The sequence below is a fragment of the Methylomicrobium lacus LW14 genome, from assembly GCF_000527095.1.
Taxonomy (GTDB): domain Bacteria; phylum Pseudomonadota; class Gammaproteobacteria; order Methylococcales; family Methylomonadaceae; genus Methylomicrobium; species Methylomicrobium lacus.
In genome coordinates this window covers 3,002,476-3,019,976 of sequence record NZ_AZUN01000001.1, presented here as the reverse complement: position 1 = coordinate 3,019,976, position 17,501 = coordinate 3,002,476, and the positions used below count along the sequence as shown (strand labels likewise).

Genomic DNA, 17,501 nt, shown 5'->3' with positions numbered 1-17,501 from the left:
ACGCATGTGCTCAACAAAGGCGGAAAGGGAGTCGTAAGTCCCTTGGACCGGTTATAACCCTGTTTTCCCCAAAAGCTTCATCGGAGCACGGCCGTTCCGGGGCGTCCCGATTGTCGGGACGGCTGGACGTTTCTTGCGCCAAGGAGGATAATCGCTGCGCTTTCCTCTGCAATCAAGCATCAATCTTCCCGCCAAAGTTTCTCCGACGCCATGGCCAATCAACTGTACACGCTGGTCGATGTTTTCCGCAATCTCGATCCCGACTCCGGCGATTTTGTGCTGGCTACGATCATCGAAACGCAGGGTTCGACCTATCGGAAAGCCGGAGCACGGATGCTGATCACCCACGACGGCGAATGCCTGGGGCTGCTGAGCGGCGGCTGTTTCGAAGGGGATCTGGTAGAGCGTTCGCGTTCGGTCTTTGCCAGCGGTCAGGCTGCGACGGTGCGGTACGACATGCGTTCGCCCGACGATGTGGTCTGGGGGCTCGGTCTCGGCTGCAACGGGGCGGTCAAAATCCTGCTGCAATTGCTGAGGGCCGAGGAGAATTTCTTTCCTTTGGATGCGCTGGCCCAGGCGACCTGCAATGATCGGCGGGGCGTTTTAGTCACCGTGACCGAGTCCACTCACCCGCCATTGCCGGCGGGGCGGTCGCTATTTTTCAGCGCAGAAGATTTCGAAAACGCTCCCGCGCCCTGGCCTCATGATCTGATCGCCGCGGCGCGGCAGACTTTGCCGGACGACAAACCGCATCTCGAAACCCATCTTGTCGAGGGACATGCGCTCACTGTCTTTTATGACCCGATTCGCCCGTTGTCGCACCTGTTGATCGTGGGGGTCGGCGCCGATGCGGTTCCGCTGCTGCAATGCGCCAAGGCGTTGGGCTGGCGGGTCACGCTTGTCGATCACCGTCCGGCCTATCTCAAGCCGGAACGCTTCGCGTCGGCCGATCGCCTATTGTATTGCCCACCGCCGGCTTTGGCAGGCACTCTACCGCTCGATCGTTTCGATGCGCTCGTGCTGATGACGCACAGTTTGGACTATGACGCCCGTTACCTGAAGGTCATCGCGGACAGCCGCATCCCGTTTATCGGTGTGCTGGGGCCGGAAGCGCGGAAAAACCGGCTTCTGGACAGCCTCGGCGAGCAGGCGGCGAAGATTGAGGGCCGCGTCTTCGGGCCGGTCGGTCTCGATATCGGCGCGGAAACGCCGGAGGAAATCGCGCTTGCCATCATGGCCGGGATTCTGGCCGCGCAAAACTGCAGGCAGGGCGGCCAGTTGACGGCTCAAACACTATCCTCCGATGCCTGATGCCTATCCGAATGTTCATGCGCTGATCCTGGCCGCGGGCGGCTCCCGCCGCCTGGGCAGGCCGAAGCAATTGCTGCGTTGGCGGGGCCAAACCCTGCTCGAACGGGCGATCGGCAGCGCGCAAGAGGTATTGCCCGGACGGGTGATCGTCGTGCTCGGCGCGCATGCGGAGTCGATCCGCGCGGCGATCGATTTAAGCTCGGTCGAAACGCTGCAAAACCCCGACTGGCAGGACGGTCTTGCCTCGTCGCTCAGACTAGGGATCAAGGCCTTGCCGGCTTCGGCCGAAGCGGTGCTGATCCTGTTGTGCGATCAGCCTTTGATCGATTCGGCGCATCTTGCGGCGTTGCTCGACGCCTGGCGGAGTGAATCTGCCCGTATCGTCGCCAGTCAATATCATTTATCCTGTGGTGTACCGGCGCTGTTTCCGGCGGCGTATTTTGAGCGCCTGCAAACAGTGACCGGCGACAAAGGCGCCAAACCGTTGTTGATCGAGTTCGATGCGTGCGTGCTGAAGATTCCGTGCGCGCGGGCCGAACTCGATATCGATACGCGAAGTGATTTTGAACGTTTAACCGGGCAGGCATTTGCCGAGGAGTAAATCATGACAACCTTACTGATCAACGGGACTCAGCATCAGATCGATGCCGAAGACGACATGCCCTTGCTTTGGGCGATTCGCGACCTGGCAGGTTTATCCGGCACCAAATACGGCTGCGGCATGGGTCTGTGCGGAGCCTGTTCAATCATGCTCGACGGCAAGCTGACCTTCTCCTGCACCCTGCCGGTCAGCGCGGCGCAAGGCAAGGCGATTACCACGATAGAGGGTCTCGCGACCGATAAAGGCTTGCACCCGGTGCAACAGGCCTGGGTCGAGCAGGACGTTCCGCAGTGCGGCTATTGCCAGTCCGGCCAGATCATCGCGGCGGCGGCCTTGTTGAAGCAGAATCCGCATCCGAGCGATGAGGAAATCCGCGCGAAGATGAGCAACCTCTGCCGCTGCGGTACCTATCAGCAAATCTTTGCCGCGATCAAACGCGCCGCCGAAATCCAGGGAGCGCAGTCATGAACGAGATAATGAACATTTCGCTGTCACGCCGGCAATTTCTCGGCCTCAGCGCGGCGGCCGGCGCCAGCGTGTTGCTGCTCGGTGTGACGCTGCCGACCGGCTGCGCCAAGATCGGTCAGACTGAACAGGATCAGGACCTGAACGCTTTTATCGGCATCGACGACAAAGGCCAGGTGGTTTTCCAGAATCCATTCATCGAAATGGGACAGGGGACCTATACCTCGATTCCGGCGATCATGGCCGAGGAACTGGATGTCGAGATGTCCGCGATCAAGGTCGTGCAGGCGCCGCATGGCGCCGATTACAAGATCATGTTCGACAATACGATGCGTTTCACCGGCGGCAGCCTGAGCGTGCGCTCGTCCTATATGACCATGCGCAAGGCCGGCGCGACCGCCCGGGCGATGCTGGTCCAGGCCGCGGCCGAGCAATGGGGCGTCAAGCCCGGCGATTGCACGACCGAACCGGGCAAGGTCGTGCACGCGGCGAGCGGTAGGAAGCTCGGTTATGGCGAGCTTGCCGAAAAGGCCGCCAAACTGACCCCGCCAAAGGACGCGCCGTTGAAAGACAGTGCGGCATTCAGGCTGATCGGCCAGCCGGTCAAGCGCACCGACAGCCTCGCCAAATCGACCGGCGCGGCCGAATTCGGCATCGACATCAAAGTGGACGGCATGCTGCATGCGGCGGTGATGCAGTCGCCGGTGTTTGGCGGCAAGGTCGCCTCCTACGATAAAGAGGCGGTGCTGAAGCTGCCGGGCGTCGTCGCGGTCGAAGAGATACCGAACGGCGTCGCGGTGATCGCTGACCATTTCTGGCATGCGAAGAAAGCCTTGGAGAAGCTGCCGGTCACCTTCGATGAAGGCGCGAACGCCGGTTTCTCGACAAAAGATTACAAGGCCAGGTTGCAGGCGGCGCTGAACGAACCGGGCCATGTCGCCGAGGAAGCCGGCGATGCGGCCAAGGCGATGGCCTCCGCCGCGAAGACCATCGAGGCCGAATATCACGCGCCGTTCATCGCGCACGTCACGATGGAGCCGATGAATTGTACCGCGCTGGTCACCCAGGACCGTTGCACGGTCTGGGCGCCGAACCAGGGCGTCGATTTCGTGGTCGGGGTCGCGGCCGAGATCACCGGGCTGAAGCCCGAGGCGATCGAGGTGATCACGCCGTTCCTCGGCGGCGGTTTCGGTCGCCGTTTCGTTATGGATTATGCAATCCAGGCGATCACCTTGGCCAAAAAACATCCGGGCAAGCCGATCAAGGTGATCTGGACGCGCGAGGAAGATCTTCAACACGACCATTACCGGCCGATGTCGGCCGCGAAGTTCGGCGCCGGCTTCGACAAGGACGGCAATCCGGTCGCCTTGCAGATCACCTCGGTCGGCGAAGGGCCGATGACCCGCCTGATGCCGGGCTTTGTCAAAAATTCCGATCTGGACACCAGCGTGTTCGAAGGCACGGTCGAGCTGCCTTATGCGATTCCGAACAAGCGCACGAATGTGGTCAATGTGCCGGTCAAAGAGGCGCCGATCGGCTTCTGGCGCTCGGTCGGCCACTCGCAGAATTGTTTTTTCAAGGAATCGTTCTTCGACGAGATGGCGCATGCAGCCGGAGCCGATCCGCTCGAATTCCGCCTGAAATTGCTGGCCGAGCAGCCGCGCTTCAAAAAAGTCCTGGAGACGGCCGCAAACCTGGCCGGATGGAAGGCAAAGCCCTGGGCCGATACGCAAGGCCTCAAGCGGGCGATGGGCTTGGCGCTGCATGAATCGTTCAACAGCATCGTCGCCGAAGTGGCCGAAGTCAGCCTGAATCAGGATGGCGAGATCAAGGTCGAACGGGTCTGGTGCGCGGTCGATTGCGGCTTCGCGGTGAACCCCGCGATCGTCAAACGGCAGATCGAAAGTGGGGTTTGCTTTGGACTCTCGGCCGCGATGGGCGAGGCCATCACGCTGGAGAAGGGCCGCGTCGTGCAAGGCAATTTCGACACCTACCCGATCTTGCGCCCCGACCAGATGCCGGTCGTCGAGGTCGAAATCATCAACAGCGGCGCGCCGCTCGGCGGCATCGGCGAGCCCGGCACGCCGCCGATCGTGCCGGCGGTCTGCAACGCGCTGTTCTTGCTCAGCGGGCAACGGGTGCGCAGCTTGCCGTTGTCGCAGTATTCGTTTTAGCGGATAAGCCGCCGCACAATTTCTCTCATTACGACAAGTAGGATAAATCATCGATGCAAAAACTGATAAAAAAATACGCGATATTCGGCCTGGTCATTTTTGGCCTGATGCCGACAGCCCAAGGCATGGCCGGCGGCTTGCAGGAACCGCAACAGGTCATCCAGGGCATCTCGGATCAATTGCATCAAAAACTGCAAAACAAGGCCTTTACCAGCAATTTTGCGCAAGTCACCCGCTTCGTCGACGGCGTGATCCAGCCGCATACCGATTTCGACGTGATCGCGCCGCTGGTCCTCGGCAAGCATTGGAAAACCGCGTCGCCGGGCGACCGCGAACGCTTCAAGAACGAATTCAGGACGATGCTGGTCCGCTCCTATTCCAGGGCCTTTGTCGAGTATAACGACTGGACCCTGCGTTTCCAGCCGATCGATGCGGGCAGCGACGGCAAGAAGGTCGTCGTCAGATCGGAAGTCTTGCAGCCGGGGCTCAATCCGGTGCAGGTCAATTACCGGATGTATCTCGGGAAAGGCGGCTGGAAAGTGTACGACATCATCATCGCGGGCGTGAGCCTGGTCACGAATTACCGTTCGAGCTTCAGCGATGACATTCAGAAGAAAGGCTCCTTGGGGGCCTTGATCGACTCGCTGGCCAAACGTAACGCCGAAGCGCTCAGCGGCAAAGGTTCTTGACCCGGCCGTTACCTTCAAGTTTCAGGGGCGCGGGTCGCCCCTGTTCTGTTATTGAAGCCCGGTTTTTCGCGATGATCAGTCGCACGCGAAACCGCGGCTTTATGGCTGCGCCCTCGCCATGTTTTGTTTCGCCCAAGCCAGATTATTCTTAGCGAGCGCATGGCCGGGTTTCAGGGAGATCGCCCGGTTACAGGCATCGATCGCTTGCCGCCAGTGTTTGAGGTTATTGTGAGCGGCACAGATATTATTGTAAGCCTCGGCGTTGTTCGGCTCCCATTGCAGCGCTTTTCTGCCGGCCTCGATGCTTTCGTTGAATTTGCCGGCATTGTACAGCGCCAGGCTTTTATTCAAATAGCCTTGAACGTCGCGAGTCGCCGCATTTCCTGCGTTATAGATAAAAATCGAATAGCCGATTTTTTGATCCGGTTGCCGCAGCCGCATCCAGTCAAAACACATCGATTCGGCAAGATTTTCCGGGGTCAGCAGGCGCCCGGCATGCACGGCCACCAGTTCGCCGGTATCGCTGCAAGGGGGCGGGGTGTAACTGATTCCGGCGCGGCTCAGCTGTGTTCCCCCCCAGCCGTTGGGCAGATAAGCCAGGCGGTCGATGTTTCTGGCTTGCAGCCAGCGCAGCAAATCCGACCCTCCCTGTCCGTAGTCATCGCCGTTGATCGAGATGCGCCAACCCTGTTCCGGGCCGCCGGCCAGAAAATTGAAATACATCAGGTAATTCGGATACACCGATAGCGTGCTGACAGCACTCAGTGCGACCAAAAAGCCCGCCGCGAGCACCCGCCCGCGGGTGAGACGGTAACGCAAGGTATAACCGGCAAGCAAAAACAGGAACGGGAAAGCCGGCAGAATGTGGCGAATGCCGATTTGCATCTTGCCGATCGAGGCGATCACGATCAATAACAGCGGCGGTAAGGCCAGAAACAGCACGTTCCAGGCATCGCGGGAAAAACGCGATAGCGCCTGCGAGAGCCCGAATCCGATCAGCATCAAGGCCGCAATCGGCAGCTTGACCAACAGCAGCAGCGAAAAATAATTGGGCCATCCGCCGGGGCCTGCCTCGCCGAGAAAATAAGTCCAGTGCCCGAGGCTGCCGGCGCGAGTCAAAACCCATATCAAGCCGGTCACATAATAAAACGGCAAGGGCACCGGCAGCCAAGCCGGCCAGAAATCGGCCAACGTTTCCGAACCGGCCTGCAAAGTAGAATTCAGTGAGCGTGAATGCGCTAGATATTCCGGCGGCGTCAGCCAGACGCCGTCGAAAAAATAGGCGAGGTCGATGCCGAAAATCGTCGCCGCGCTAATGGCCAGCAAGGCGCCGCCGATGATCAGCATCCGGCGTTTGCCGTCGTATGGAAGCTGCGCCGGCGAGAGCACGGCCGCAATGCCGGACAATAGAAATAAGGGCGCCAGCAGAACCGCGGTAAATTTCGCGCAAAAAGCGGCAGCGACGGCTAGGGAGGCCCATCCCAGACGGACCAAGGTCGGCTTGTTTAAATAGCGCCACCAGCCATACACGGCGGCAAACATCAATGTTGTGGCCGCCGTATCGGTGGTCACCAATGGTGCGTTGGCCAACAGCGGCGGACAAAACGCAAAAAGCGCGAGCGGAAGCCAGGCGCGCTCGGCTCCGAACAATTCTTTCGCCCAGGCGTATAAGAGCCAGCCGAGCAGCAGCGCAAAGCCGAGCATCGTCAGCCGTCCGGGTAACAACAGCCTTTCTTCGATCGTACCAATATAAGCGTTGGTGGTATAAAAAATATCGGCCTGTTTCCAGGCATTCGGATTGCCATCGGCGACCGACGGAAGCTCCATGAACAGTGAGGGAAGGGCGCCGAGCAATCTTGCCAAGGGCGGGTGATCGGCGTTCAAGCGCGGATCGTCGGTCTGCAGTTGCGCAACGCCGGCCGCTAAATGATAAGGATCGTCCCAGTATGACGACTGATGCAGCACCGTGAATGCGGCGGATATGACGAAAAACAGCACACAGGCCAGTGAAAAATAAGCCGAGAACCCGGCTTGCCAGCGCGCGTTTGAGAATCGGTCCGTTGATAATTTAATTGCCATCATGAATCTGTGGGTCCAAAGTCATTTCAAAACTCAGCTGCGGAAAGATAAGTGAGGGTCCGGGCGTTGTCAAGGCAGGCATGGCGGCCTAGTTCCTTCTCCCTCCGGGAGAAGGTTGGGATGAGGGGATCAAATTAAAGTATTTTCCTTATGTCATTCCCTTGATCCTGTTACTGCCCGGCATCAACGATGCTATGCTATCGCCTGCTGGAACGTCGTCACAACAACGAGGATCGGTAATGACAGAAACCATGCCCTGTACCTTGATCAGCTGGGAAGAGGTTTACCGCTTGTGCCGCGAACTGGCGCAGCGATTGCGCGCGGACGCCGTTCCGATCGACATGATCATCACGGTTGCGCGAGGCGGTTATATCCCGGGACGGCTGTTGTCGGACATGCTCGGCATTGCCGACCTGGCCACTTTCAAGATCGAGCATTACCAGGGCGCGCAAAAACAGCAGGCCGCCTTCGTCAAATACCCGTTGAATGCGGACATCACCGGACGCAACGTGCTGCTGCTCGACGATGTTTGCGACAGCGGCGATACCTTTGTGGTCGCGGTCGAGCATCTTCGCGCAGCCGGCGCGTTCAACGCCTTGCACACGGCGGTCATGCAGCTCAAAACCGTATCCGACTTTGTGCCGGATTACTATGTCGAGACTATTCATGCATGGCGATGGCTCATCTATCCCTGGGCCGTCAATGAGGATCTGTCGGGCTTGATCGATGCGATGCAGTTCGAGCATCGGGACCCTCTGCGCTTACAGCAGGAGTTCAGGCGGCGGCATGCCATCGACGTCAGCATCAGGCAGATTGAAGATGCGCTTCTGCTGTTGGCGCCAGGGCATCATCCGTAAGCGGAAATGAACGTGAATTCGCCTTCCCGGAATTTATCGGCCGAGCATTTATTGCCAAATACGTCTAAAATTAATGAATATATAAGAAAAACGTAAAATTACTCGTTAGAGCACTTGGAGGGCGAATGTCTCAAATCCGAATCTACAGCATAGAAACTCCGTTACTGGGCGTATTCGGTTTCGCAATCACGGCAGCCGACTTATCCAATATTCACCACTTCAAGGGTGAGAGCTTTGTCGTTATCGGTGAGTTCTTTCGCGCTTTTTCCTTTAAGTTCGATAATGATTCATTCACAGCCTCCGGCATGGGGCTTTCCGAAGAAGATGTACTGGCCGAGGCGCTGCAACAAGTAAAAAACGACTTTGCCGTGTATCTGGCTTCCATCGAGCCTGGATCGCCTCGAGCTTTGGTTCTTGAGTCGGTATCCATTGTTCCGTCCGAGATGCGCCTACTCATTCAACACTGCCTTCGCGGCGGCCGTCAGCAACTTGAAGATATTCGGCATAAAACATCAGTTGAAAAATTACGCGGGCTGATTGACCCCATCATTGACATTCAACCGATTCAGCGCCATGAACTCTAAGGAGGCGTTCAGTAGGGGCTCGGCTATCTTCCTGATTTTATGTTGAATGTTGGGCTTCATTGCATTCGGTAATTGCTACCGGCATTGCCCTATTCCGTATATCCCCACAGTCGTCAGCCCAACTTACCACGGGAACCCTAATTGCAAGTCAACGGCTTTAGTAAAGCCAGGCTCCGATCGCCAATAAGGCCAGAATGATCTGATCCAGACGAGTTTTCATGTTCAAGCCCTGAGCGAGCGTCGCCCGGTTGACCGGTTTGAGCGCCGGGCCCAAGGTGGGCTTATGTTTCAGTTTGCCGTGATAATACGCATCCCCGCCTAAGCCGATACCCAAAGCCCCCGCCATCGCGGCAATCGGATAGCCGGCATTCGGGCTTTCCAGTTTATTGCCGTCGCGGAAGACCGACTGCCAGGCGCCTTGCCGGTCTTCCGCCAGCAAAACGATCAGCAGCGCGGTGATGCGCGCCGGGATGAAATTCGCGATATCATCCAGTATGGCCGCGGTTTTACCGAAATAGAAATAACGTTCGGTCTTATAAGCCACCATCGAATCGAGCGTATTGATCGCCTTGTAGACCGCAATCCCCGGCAGGCCGAACAGCACCAGGTAAAACAACGGCGCGATGACGCCGTCGCTGATGTTTTCCGCCCAGGTTTCGAGCGCGGCCTTGTGGATTTCGGTTTCGGTCATTGCCTCCGTGTCGCGGCTGACCAGCAGGCTTATGGCCTGTTTGGCCTGTTTGGGCTGTTCGGCGGTCAAGATGCCCGCGACCGAGGCGTGCAGCATGTTCATCGCCAAGCCGGTCGAGGCCAGTATGGCCAGCACCGGCAATGACAAGCCGGAGGGCAAAAAGCCGCAGAGATAAACCAGCGCGAGGCTGATGCCGAGTGCCAGCGCCACAGCGCCGAACACCAAGCAGGCGCCGGGCAGAATGCGGTTACGGTAAAAGCGCCGCTCGAAGGCCTTGATGAAATCGCCGATGAACACGACCGGATGCTTGCCGGGCAGTTCGCCGACGGCCATGTCGACCAGATACGCTAACAGCGCGAGTTCAAAATACATTCTGTGGAATTGTCTTCAGCGTGTGGGCAAGTTGGGCTATCGCTTGCTCGTCTTTGACCGCAAAGCGGACATGGCTCTTATTCAGGCCGGCAAAGTTGTCGCAGACCCGGATCAAGAGCCGCGAAGGCGCCAGTCGTTCCTGCAGCAGATAACCGTCGCCGTCATCTCTGAGCTTCGTCAGCAGGAAGTTTGCTTGTCCCGGATAAATCGCCTCGAATAGCCCGGAGTCTTCCAGCGCCTGCTGCAAGACTTCCCGCCGCTTCGCCGTCTGCCGCCGCGTCTGTTCGATATAGGGCTGATTCGCCAAGGCTTGCCGCATGTAGGCCATATCGAAAGTGGAGAGTTTCCATGCCGGCTCGAAGCGCTTCAGCGCGTCGATCGCCTGCGCCGCGGCCAGGATGAAACCGATCCGGATTCCCGCGCAGCCGTAAAACTTGCTCAGCGACTTGATCACATAGAGTTTGTCGTACTCGGTGATGTAATCGGCGACCGAATCCGCGATGCAAAAATCCAGAAACGACTCATCGACGAGGATCGTGCAGTGCTTCTGCCGCCATTGCGCCAAGAGTTCCGGCATCGCATAGAGCCGGCCGTCGGGCGTGGAAGGGTTCACAAAGATCACCGTGCTGTTTTCGGGGACTTCCGCATGCAAGTCGGCGAAACGGTCGATGGTGTGCAGGGTGCAGCCGAGTTGCCCGGCAATCTTCGCGTATTCGACGTATAAAGGGGCGTATAACACCAGGTCGCGGGGCTGTAGCCGGCGCAACAAGGCGAAAATGGCCGCGCTGGCGCCGTTAAACACCTCCATCTCGACACCATTCGGATGCGGGTAGCGGGCTTTCAGCGCCTGTTTCAGCAGGGTGTAATCGGGATCGGCATAGGGTCCGAGCTGGATCGGCAGCAAGGACGCCGGATCGAGCGCCTGTTCCGGATTGATGTTCGCCGAGAAGTCGAGCACCGCTTCGGGCTTGCAGCCGACCTGCTGTGCAAATCGGTAAATATTTCCGCCGTGTTTCATTGGGGGTCAGGGGGATAAAAAATGCATCAATGATCGCTGGGTTTGGACCACTGCCGAATGATCCGGCGAATCTGTTCCAGGCCGTCGGTCAGCGCCGCGGGGCCGGGCTGCAGGATGTCGCAGGATTTGATTTCATAAACCCGGCCGTTTTTGACCGCGGGGATAGCATCCCAGCCGGGCCTTGCCGCAATCTGCTCCGGGCGAAGCTTCTTGCCGCACCAGGAACCGATGATGATGTCCGGCGCGCGGCGGACGATCTCCTGCGGATCGGCGATGATGCGCCGTTTCGCCGATTGTTCGGCCGCCAGTTCGGAAAAACAGTCTTCGCCGCCCGCAATCTCGATCAACTCGGAGACCCAGCGGATGCCGGAGATGATCGGCTCGTCCCATTCCTCGAAATAAACGCGCGGACGGCGCGGCAATGCCGAAGCCTCTTCGCGTACCGTGTCGATCCGTTGCCGGTATTGCGTGGTCAGCGCGGCCGCCTTTTCGGGGACGCCGACCATTGCGCCGAGCAGGGTAATCATCCGTAAAATCTCCTCGACCGAGCGCTGATTGAATACGTGCACGTCGATGCCTTCGCGAATCAATTGGGCGGCAATGTCGGCCTGCAAGTTCGAAAAGCCGAGCACCAGATCCGGTTCGAGTGCCAGGATCTTATCGATCTTCGCGCTGGTAAAAGCCGAAACCTTTGGCTTCTCTTTACGCGCCTCGGGCGGGCGCACGCTGAAGCCCGAAATGCCGACGATGCGGTCCTGTTCGCCGAGCAAGTACAGGGTCTCGGTGGTTTCATCGGTCAGGCAGACGATGCGGGAGGGATGGTTCATCAAGCGGTTTGCCGGCTTTGGTTAAACACAAGAGGGGAAGAAGACGAGAGTATGCCGCTGCGGCGAATTGTAAGCTGGCCGCAATTATATCGGCTCAAGTTGATAAAGCAAGCCGGCTCCCGTATTCTTGCCCTTTTGTAAGGTTTAATTACCAATAACACATAGGACTGATGAAAACGGCATTATTGGCAGGCACCCATTCAGGCTGCGGCAAGACCACATTGACGCTGGCATTGTTGCAGTATTTTCGGCGACACCGGCACGACATCATCTCTTTCAAGACCGGCCCCGATTTTCTCGATCCGTTGTGGCACCAGGCCATTACCGGCAAACCCTCGTATAATCTGGACACCCGCATGATGGGGGCGGATGCCTGCCGAGCACAACTCGGTCAACAGGCCGAACGCGCGGAATACGCCCTGATCGAGGGTGTGATGGGCCTGTTTGACAGCTATGCCGGCGTCGGCGGCGCAGGTTCCAGCCTCGATCTGGCCCGCGTAGTGGGCTGTCCTGTGATTCTGGTGGTCGATGCGGGCGGCATGAGCGGCACGATCGCCGCCATCGTGACGGGCTTTAAGCAGCTTGCCGAACAAGGCCATGTCCGCCTGGCCGGCATCGTCGCGAATAGGGTAGGGAGCGAGCATCACGCGGAGCTGTTAAGGGCCGCCTTGAAGGACTATGACCTGCCGCCTCTGCTCGCCTGGATGCAGCGCAACGACAAGGTGTTGAGCGAGCGGCATTTGGGCTTGAAAATGCCGGAGGAAGGGGATGTCCCCGATTATTCGGCCGCGCTGCATGTCGATCATGAGGCCTTGCTGCACGCTTTCTCGGAAGTCGCCTGCAAAGCTCCGGCGTCTCCTTCTGAACCCCGGCTGGCAGGCAAAACGATCGCAATCGCCAGGGACAGCGCCTGTTGCTTTATTTACCCCGCCAATCTGGACTGGCTGCACAGGCAGGGTGCGAAGACGGTCTTTTTCTCCCCGGTCGCCGGCGAGCCCGTGCCTCAGGCTGCCGATGCGGTCTGGCTGCCCGGCGGCTATCCCGAACTGCATGCGGAGCCCTTATCCGAATCGGCCACTTGGGATTCGCTGCGCGCTGGAGCCGAGGCCGGCATGCCGATCCTGGCCGAATGCGGCGGCGCGATGCTGCTCGGCAAAGCTCTGGTCGATCAGCAAGGCCGGCATTGGCCGATGGCGGGCATTTTTCCCTATGTCTCGGTCATGCAGGCGCGTCTTGCGGCATTGGGGCTGCGGGAGGAGGCGTCCGGCGTCAAGGGCCACGAGTTTCATTACTCCACGCGCGAGCAGGATGACGGCTTGGCGCCGGCTTTCGATGTCTTAAAGGGCGACAAAGGCGCGCGCTACCGGAATGTCAGGGCCTCTTACGTGCATTGGTATTTCTCTGACGAGCACGACCGAATCGCCGGCTGGTTTAGCGCGTAGCTCGCATGAAACGCAGTGTAATACGGGATCACCGAAGCCGGTTTTCTATCGGTTTTTACAGCCATTAAACAGCGAAATGCCGGGCCACGAAAAGTTATTTCCAACGCTTATTTAAAAATGTTAGATAATTATTTTATCAGGACTTAAAACGCCGACTGGAAACCGACTAACGCTGAATTGGGCTAAAAAAATGAATCGATTAATGAGGGGAATTTGGCTTTTACCGGTGACTGCATTTTTGTTGAATGCGTGTAGCAGCTCTGCGCCTGCGGTCAGGCCATATAATACGATGGCCTACCGCACCCCAGCTCAACCACGCCCAAGCTCGGCACCAGGCTATTATAGGCCGGCGATACAAGGCGATTATCGTCCGGCGATACAAGGCGCTTATCGCCCGACGATACAAGGCGCTTCTCGTCCGCCAATACAAGACACTCATCGGCCGACGACTTACTCCGGCATATTTGTCAAACCCGGCGCGTTGCAGCCGGCGGTGGAATTCTGGCGCAAAACCTATACGCAGTGGCATCGCTCGGAAGTCGCCATTCACGACGACCGCTATTTGGATGTGATATACGAAGTGATGGTATTGCCGGGCTATGTCGACGAAAGTCTGACCGACTTACAAAAAGACATGGTGAGGCAACGCCGTGATTTTTGGAAAGCCCAATTGTCCATGCTGGAGAGCAAAGCGCGCTACAACTCGCCGTTGAATGCGAACGACCAGCAAATACTCGCTAAACTGGCAAACGGCGGCAGGCCGCTTAACACCGTATTGAACGGCGCCTCCGAACGGGTGCGTTCGCAGCGCGGTACCCGCGAACGCTTCAAACGCGGGCTGGAGATCAGCGCGCGTTATGACAGGCAATTTAGACAAATATTCCGCAACGCCGGCTTGCCGGAGGATCTGGCCTGCCTGCCGCATGTCGAATCTTCGTTTCAACCGGCGGCCAGATCCTCCGCCGGAGCCGTCGGCATGTGGCAATTCACCAAAGGGGCGGCGAAAAGATTCATGCCCGAGAGCAATCGAGTTGACCGACGCCTCGATCCTTTTGCTTCCGCCGTCGGCGCGTCCCGCTATCTGAGTTACGCCTACGGCCAACTGGGCGACTGGCCTGCGGCGATTACCTCCTACAACCACGGCATCGGCGGCATGAAGCGGGCGCATAATCAGGTCGGCCGCGACTTTGCGCGTATCGTGCAAAACTATTCCAGCCCGGCGTTCGGTTTTGCCTCCCGTAACTATTACGCCCAGTTCCTCGCGGCGCGCGAGATTGCCAGCAACCCGATGGCGTATTTCCCGGAAGGTCTGCAAAACGGCCCGGCGTTCGTGTCTAGCGGAAATTTTGCTGCGGAATAGGCTGGACAACTTCTGAATATCTTGATTCCGCTCGTGGTTCGACAAGCTCACCCCGAGCGGAATAGCGTTAGCTGAGCGGAGTCGAAGCTAATTGTCGGCTTCGGCTCCGCTCAGCCAACGGTAACACTCTCTAATCGATTACACAACTTACTGTGCCGGCCTTCTTACCTCGCGGAACCAGATCCGGTATTTCTCCATTTTCGCCCGCTGTTCCGCCGGTGCCTGGCGGCGGCAAGTCGAATATTCCTCCGTGCCCGGCTTCGCGCCCCAACGTATTTCGACGCAGTCGTTCGGATTATAAGCCATTTGATAGGCCGGCTTCCGTGCCAGCACCTCGGCCACGGACAGCTCCCACGGGCTGCCGTCCGTGCGGGTATAACGGATGCTGCGTTCCCGGATGCGCTTGGCGTGATGCTGCTCGATTTCGGCCGCGGCCTCCTCGGGGCTGCCGCCATTGATCACGAACAATTCGGGGTGGCTGACGATCTTCTCGGGCAAGCCGTTCAGCACGTTGATCGCGATGATCAGGCGCATGTCGCGGGAGGGTGTGGAGTAATCCTCCCAGGGGCCGAGGGTCTGAAAAATCGCCGCGCCGCTTGGCATCGGGATCACGCTGCCGGGGTGCTTGCGGAAATACGCCTCGCCGTTGTCGATCGAGGTCACGCGGGTCTCGATTTGCTCGACCAAGGCGTCGAGGCTGGCTTCGTAAGCCTGCTTCGGATCAAGGCCGCGGGGGTTCACAAGCTTGGCCAGCCCGGCATAGAAATCGTCGGGGGCGAGTTGATCCTGCTCCAATGAAAAGGGGGCGAAGCCGGGATGGTCGACCAGTTCGTCATTGGCGAGCGTCCGCCATCCGCCGGAGTCGGTACGGACCAAGGGCCGGAAAGCCTTGAAGCCTGGCCCTGCGCTTTTGCTATCGGCGAACAGCAAGGTGCCTTCCCAGGTCCGCTTGCGGGTGACCGAGTTGTCCGGCTGGGCATCGACGGCCAGCAACATGCCGGGCCGGCCCGCCGTCTGCGGCACCCATTCCACCAGCACCAGCACATGGCCGTAGGGATCGGCATAGACCGTCCCCGGCCAGAGTCTCTCCCGGCCGAGAGGGATCGGGTACAGATCGGTGGATTCGTCCTCAAGCCCTGTCCGTGCGGTCCCCGAATGCACGGCATTCGCCAACTGCCCGCTGACATTCCTGAAGCTCGCCTGCGAGCGGATGCCCTGGGTAAATTCGGTCTTGACGGTGGCCGCGCCGCAACGCGGCGGCGCGTTAGCCGAGCCGCGCCCGCAGGCGCGGAAGGCGATCGGCAGGCCGACCTTCCAGGCAAAATAAGCCCGCAAGGTATAGGGCAGATCGGCGCAATCGGGGGTGAGCGGCAGGTTTTTGTCTTCGTTGAGGCCGAGATGGTTGTAGAGGAAGTTGCGCTCGGCGTTGCGCAGCACCGGCTCCAGGGAAGGGAGGCTCAGGTTTTCCTCAGGCGGCGCGCCGAACAATTCTTCGATCCAGGCGGCATAAAAGGCTTCGGTCGCCAGCCCCCAGGTTTTGGGGCTTTCCTGTGCGCCCGAGGCGCCGATGGCGAGCGGACGGCAGGCGGTCAGCTTGCCATTCCGTCCCGCCAGCACGCGATATTCCCCTTCGCTGAATCCTTCCGCAATGGCGATACGGCTCCAGGGCGGGCCGCCCCGGCGGCGGGATTTGAGTGGCAGGCGCCGGCCTTGGCTGTCGATCAGGCTCAGTCCCGACACCGGGCCGTCCGTGGACACGGCCATGATCTTGATCGGTTCATCGGCTGTGGGGTTGAGAGGCGAGATCCAGATATGCGTCTCGCCGGTTTCCTCGCAGGAGTGATTCTCGGCCAGCGCTACCGAAATGCTGGCCCATGCCAACAGGCAGGCGAGGAAATAGCGCGAAGGTTGGGTTGGCAAGCCGCCCCGAGTCCACTTTGCCGTTGCTCGGCATAAACGAATAGAGCCTAACATTAAGGCTATGAGCATACTGTCCTGCACCCTCGGCAGAATCGATTTTGAAAAGCTTAATGTGATCACCGATGCCTTCCCTTGAGGTTCTTTTCTCGGCAGACAGGCGTCTATCTTCAAAGGCGTTTTTACTTTTTAGGAACTTAATTATCCTGAAAGTGTATAGAAGACCATGCGGCAAAGGCTAAAGTTGCAATGAATAAAGATGCCGAACGGGCCGGTTTTGACCATGGCTCTGTGTGATGAGGAGGCTCAGCCACCGGGTCGGCCAAAGAGACTGACTCTGCTTGCCTGTCTCTGCAACTTGATTCAATCCAGGTTGAATCATCCTGATTCAAAACCTCTCAAATTAGCAAGGTGTTATGCGATAATGGGCGAAGAAACGACAAAATGCCTTACAGATCATAAATAAGGAAAATACATGTTCTCATTGCAAACCATCTTCGGCAAAGGCGATAAATTCTACGGCCTGCTCGAAGCCAGCGCGGAATCCGCGCGTTCATCGGCCAGAGCCTTGATCGAACTGCTGAGTTCGCCGGCATCGCAACAATCACTGGATAAATTCAAACGCGCTCGCATCCAGGAAAAAGACTTGTCCGCGCAGATCAGTGAAGAATTGGTCAATACCTTTGTAACCGTGCTCGACCGTGAAGATATCGAAGCCCTTAACGGCGCGCTTTACAAGATTCCTAAAATCGTGGAAAAGTTCGCGGAGCATTACACTATCGCCTTTGCGCGCATTGGCGATGTCGATTTCATTAGCCGTGCCGCGATGCTGCAACAGGCCTGCGACGTCTTGGCGCAAATGGTCGGACTGTTGCGTAAGGGGATGGATCTGGATCAAATCAAAAAATTAAACGACCAGTTGCACACGATTGAAGGTGAGGCCGATAAGCTGATCCTTAACCTGTATCGGGATGCCTATGTTGAAGAATCCGATCCGATCCGTTATCTGGTAAAAATGAATCTGTTTGAAATTCTGGAAAAAGCGATCGATCGCTGCCGCGACGCCGGCAATGTCATCTATCACATCGTCTTAAAAAATTCATAAAAGGCTTGC

15 protein-coding genes are annotated in these 17,501 nt (G+C 58.2%); 10 read left to right on the top strand and 5 right to left on the bottom strand.

From position 1 onward, the window contains the following. The first annotated feature begins 210 nt into the window (after window positions 1-210). Genes METLA_RS0113875 through METLA_RS0113855 form a run of 5 tightly spaced genes read left to right on the top strand, consistent with a single transcriptional unit; the run spans window position 211 to window position 5,240 of the window. Entirely contained in the window at window positions 211-1,311 is a 1,101-nt protein-coding gene (locus METLA_RS0113875) for an XdhC family protein (protein WP_024299118.1), read from the top strand. Then, window positions 1,304-1,912 carry a nucleotidyltransferase family protein gene (locus tag METLA_RS0113870; protein ID WP_024299117.1) on the top strand — a complete coding sequence of 203 codons (609 nt, stop codon included), beginning with the start codon at window positions 1,304-1,306 and terminating at the stop codon, window positions 1,910-1,912. Before METLA_RS0113875 ends, METLA_RS0113870 begins: the two co-directional genes overlap by 8 nt. A gap of 3 nt (window positions 1,913-1,915) precedes the next feature. Next, window positions 1,916-2,380, top strand: coding sequence for a (2Fe-2S)-binding protein (locus METLA_RS0113865; protein WP_024299116.1), 465 nt, complete (start codon window positions 1,916-1,918; stop codon window positions 2,378-2,380). Next, entirely contained in the window at window positions 2,377-4,551 is a 2,175-nt protein-coding gene (locus METLA_RS0113860) for a xanthine dehydrogenase family protein molybdopterin-binding subunit (RefSeq protein ID WP_024299115.1), read from the top strand. Before METLA_RS0113865 ends, METLA_RS0113860 begins: the two co-directional genes overlap by 4 nt. Window positions 4,552-4,604: 53 nt before the next feature. Then, on the top strand, window positions 4,605-5,240 hold the full coding sequence (locus tag METLA_RS0113855) for an MlaC/ttg2D family ABC transporter substrate-binding protein (RefSeq protein WP_024299114.1): 636 nt from the start codon (window positions 4,605-4,607) through the stop codon (window positions 5,238-5,240). A gap of 99 nt (window positions 5,241-5,339) precedes the next feature. Here METLA_RS0113855 and METLA_RS0113850 read toward each other — a convergent pair whose 3' ends face one another. Beyond that, complete coding sequence (locus METLA_RS0113850) at window positions 5,340-7,319, bottom strand: glycosyltransferase family 39 protein (protein ID WP_161635414.1); 1,980 nt, start codon at window positions 7,317-7,319, stop codon at window positions 5,340-5,342. 239 nt (window positions 7,320-7,558) lie between these two features. Between METLA_RS0113850 and METLA_RS0113845 the strand changes: the two genes are divergently transcribed. Together METLA_RS0113845 and METLA_RS0113840 are read left to right on the top strand one after the other, a co-directional pair. Continuing rightward, window positions 7,559-8,176 carry a phosphoribosyltransferase gene (locus METLA_RS0113845; protein WP_024299112.1) on the top strand — a complete coding sequence of 206 codons (618 nt, stop codon included), beginning with the start codon at window positions 7,559-7,561 and terminating at the stop codon, window positions 8,174-8,176. Window positions 8,177-8,301: 125 nt separating this feature from the next. Then, the gene (locus METLA_RS0113840; protein WP_024299111.1) at window positions 8,302-8,760 is read left to right on the top strand and encodes a hypothetical protein; all 459 of its coding nucleotides are present in this window, start codon (window positions 8,302-8,304) and stop codon (window positions 8,758-8,760) included. Window positions 8,761-8,917: 157 nt separating this feature from the next. On the opposite strand, the gene cbiB is transcribed toward METLA_RS0113840, so the two are convergent. From cbiB to METLA_RS0113825, 3 genes are read right to left on the bottom strand one after another with little or no spacing between them, the layout of a single operon-like run. Further along, window positions 8,918-9,823, bottom strand: coding sequence for an adenosylcobinamide-phosphate synthase CbiB (gene cbiB / locus METLA_RS0113835; RefSeq protein ID WP_024299110.1), 906 nt, complete (start codon window positions 9,821-9,823; stop codon window positions 8,918-8,920). After that, window positions 9,813-10,841: an aminotransferase class I/II-fold pyridoxal phosphate-dependent enzyme gene (locus METLA_RS0113830; protein ID WP_024299109.1), complete on the bottom strand. Its 1,029-nt coding sequence runs from the start codon at window positions 10,839-10,841 to the stop codon at window positions 9,813-9,815. Before METLA_RS0113830 ends, cbiB begins: the two co-directional genes overlap by 11 nt. Window positions 10,842-10,867: 26 nt before the next feature. Further along, on the bottom strand, window positions 10,868-11,668 hold the full coding sequence (locus tag METLA_RS0113825) for a cobalamin-binding protein (protein ID WP_024299108.1): 801 nt from the start codon (window positions 11,666-11,668) through the stop codon (window positions 10,868-10,870). 170 nt (window positions 11,669-11,838) lie between these two features. Here METLA_RS0113825 and METLA_RS0113820 point away from each other — a divergent pair, with 170 nt between their 5' ends. Together METLA_RS0113820 and METLA_RS0113815 are read left to right on the top strand one after the other, a co-directional pair. After that, a complete protein-coding gene (locus METLA_RS0113820) occupies window positions 11,839-13,110 on the top strand; it encodes a cobyrinic acid a,c-diamide synthase CobB (RefSeq protein WP_024299107.1) in 1,272 nt (423 codons plus the stop codon). 481 nt (window positions 13,111-13,591) lie between these two features. Next, a complete protein-coding gene (locus tag METLA_RS0113815) occupies window positions 13,592-14,470 on the top strand; it encodes a lytic transglycosylase domain-containing protein (RefSeq protein WP_245598800.1) in 879 nt (292 codons plus the stop codon). Between the two features lie 147 nt (window positions 14,471-14,617). Here METLA_RS0113815 and METLA_RS0113810 read toward each other — a convergent pair whose 3' ends face one another. After that, on the bottom strand, window positions 14,618-16,390 hold the full coding sequence (locus tag METLA_RS0113810) for a hypothetical protein (protein WP_024299105.1): 1,773 nt from the start codon (window positions 16,388-16,390) through the stop codon (window positions 14,618-14,620). Window positions 16,391-16,862: 472 nt separating this feature from the next. Here METLA_RS0113810 and METLA_RS0113805 point away from each other — a divergent pair, with 472 nt between their 5' ends. After that, on the top strand, window positions 16,863-17,492 hold the full coding sequence (locus METLA_RS0113805) for a DUF47 domain-containing protein (RefSeq protein WP_024299104.1): 630 nt from the start codon (window positions 16,863-16,865) through the stop codon (window positions 17,490-17,492). Window positions 17,493-17,501: the final 9 nt, after the last annotated feature.

Bases quoted from the DNA above. Each gene is read 5' to 3' on its own strand.
- METLA_RS0113820 (WP_024299107.1), top strand. From the start codon at position 11,839: ATGAAAACGGCATTATTGGCAGGCACCCATTCAGGCTGCGGCAAGACC.
- METLA_RS0113845 (WP_024299112.1), top strand. From the start codon at position 7,559: ATGACAGAAACCATGCCCTGTACCTTGATCAGCTGGGAAGAGGTTTAC.
- METLA_RS0113830 (WP_024299109.1), bottom strand. From the start codon at position 10,841: ATGAAACACGGCGGAAATATTTACCGATTTGCACAGCAGGTCGGCTGC.
- METLA_RS0113825 (WP_024299108.1), bottom strand. From the start codon at position 11,668: ATGAACCATCCCTCCCGCATCGTCTGCCTGACCGATGAAACCACCGAG.
- METLA_RS0113860 (WP_024299115.1), top strand. From the start codon at position 2,377: ATGAACGAGATAATGAACATTTCGCTGTCACGCCGGCAATTTCTCGGC.
- METLA_RS0113870 (WP_024299117.1), top strand. From the start codon at position 1,304: ATGCCTGATGCCTATCCGAATGTTCATGCGCTGATCCTGGCCGCGGGC.
- METLA_RS0113850 (WP_161635414.1), bottom strand. From the start codon at position 7,319: ATGGCAATTAAATTATCAACGGACCGATTCTCAAACGCGCGCTGGCAA.
- METLA_RS0113840 (WP_024299111.1), top strand. From the start codon at position 8,302: ATGTCTCAAATCCGAATCTACAGCATAGAAACTCCGTTACTGGGCGTA.
- METLA_RS0113865 (WP_024299116.1), top strand. From the start codon at position 1,916: ATGACAACCTTACTGATCAACGGGACTCAGCATCAGATCGATGCCGAA.
- METLA_RS0113855 (WP_024299114.1), top strand. From the start codon at position 4,605: ATGCAAAAACTGATAAAAAAATACGCGATATTCGGCCTGGTCATTTTT.
- METLA_RS0113805 (WP_024299104.1), top strand. From the start codon at position 16,863: ATGTTCTCATTGCAAACCATCTTCGGCAAAGGCGATAAATTCTACGGC.
- cbiB (WP_024299110.1), bottom strand. From the start codon at position 9,823: ATGTATTTTGAACTCGCGCTGTTAGCGTATCTGGTCGACATGGCCGTC.
- METLA_RS0113875 (WP_024299118.1), top strand. From the start codon at position 211: ATGGCCAATCAACTGTACACGCTGGTCGATGTTTTCCGCAATCTCGAT.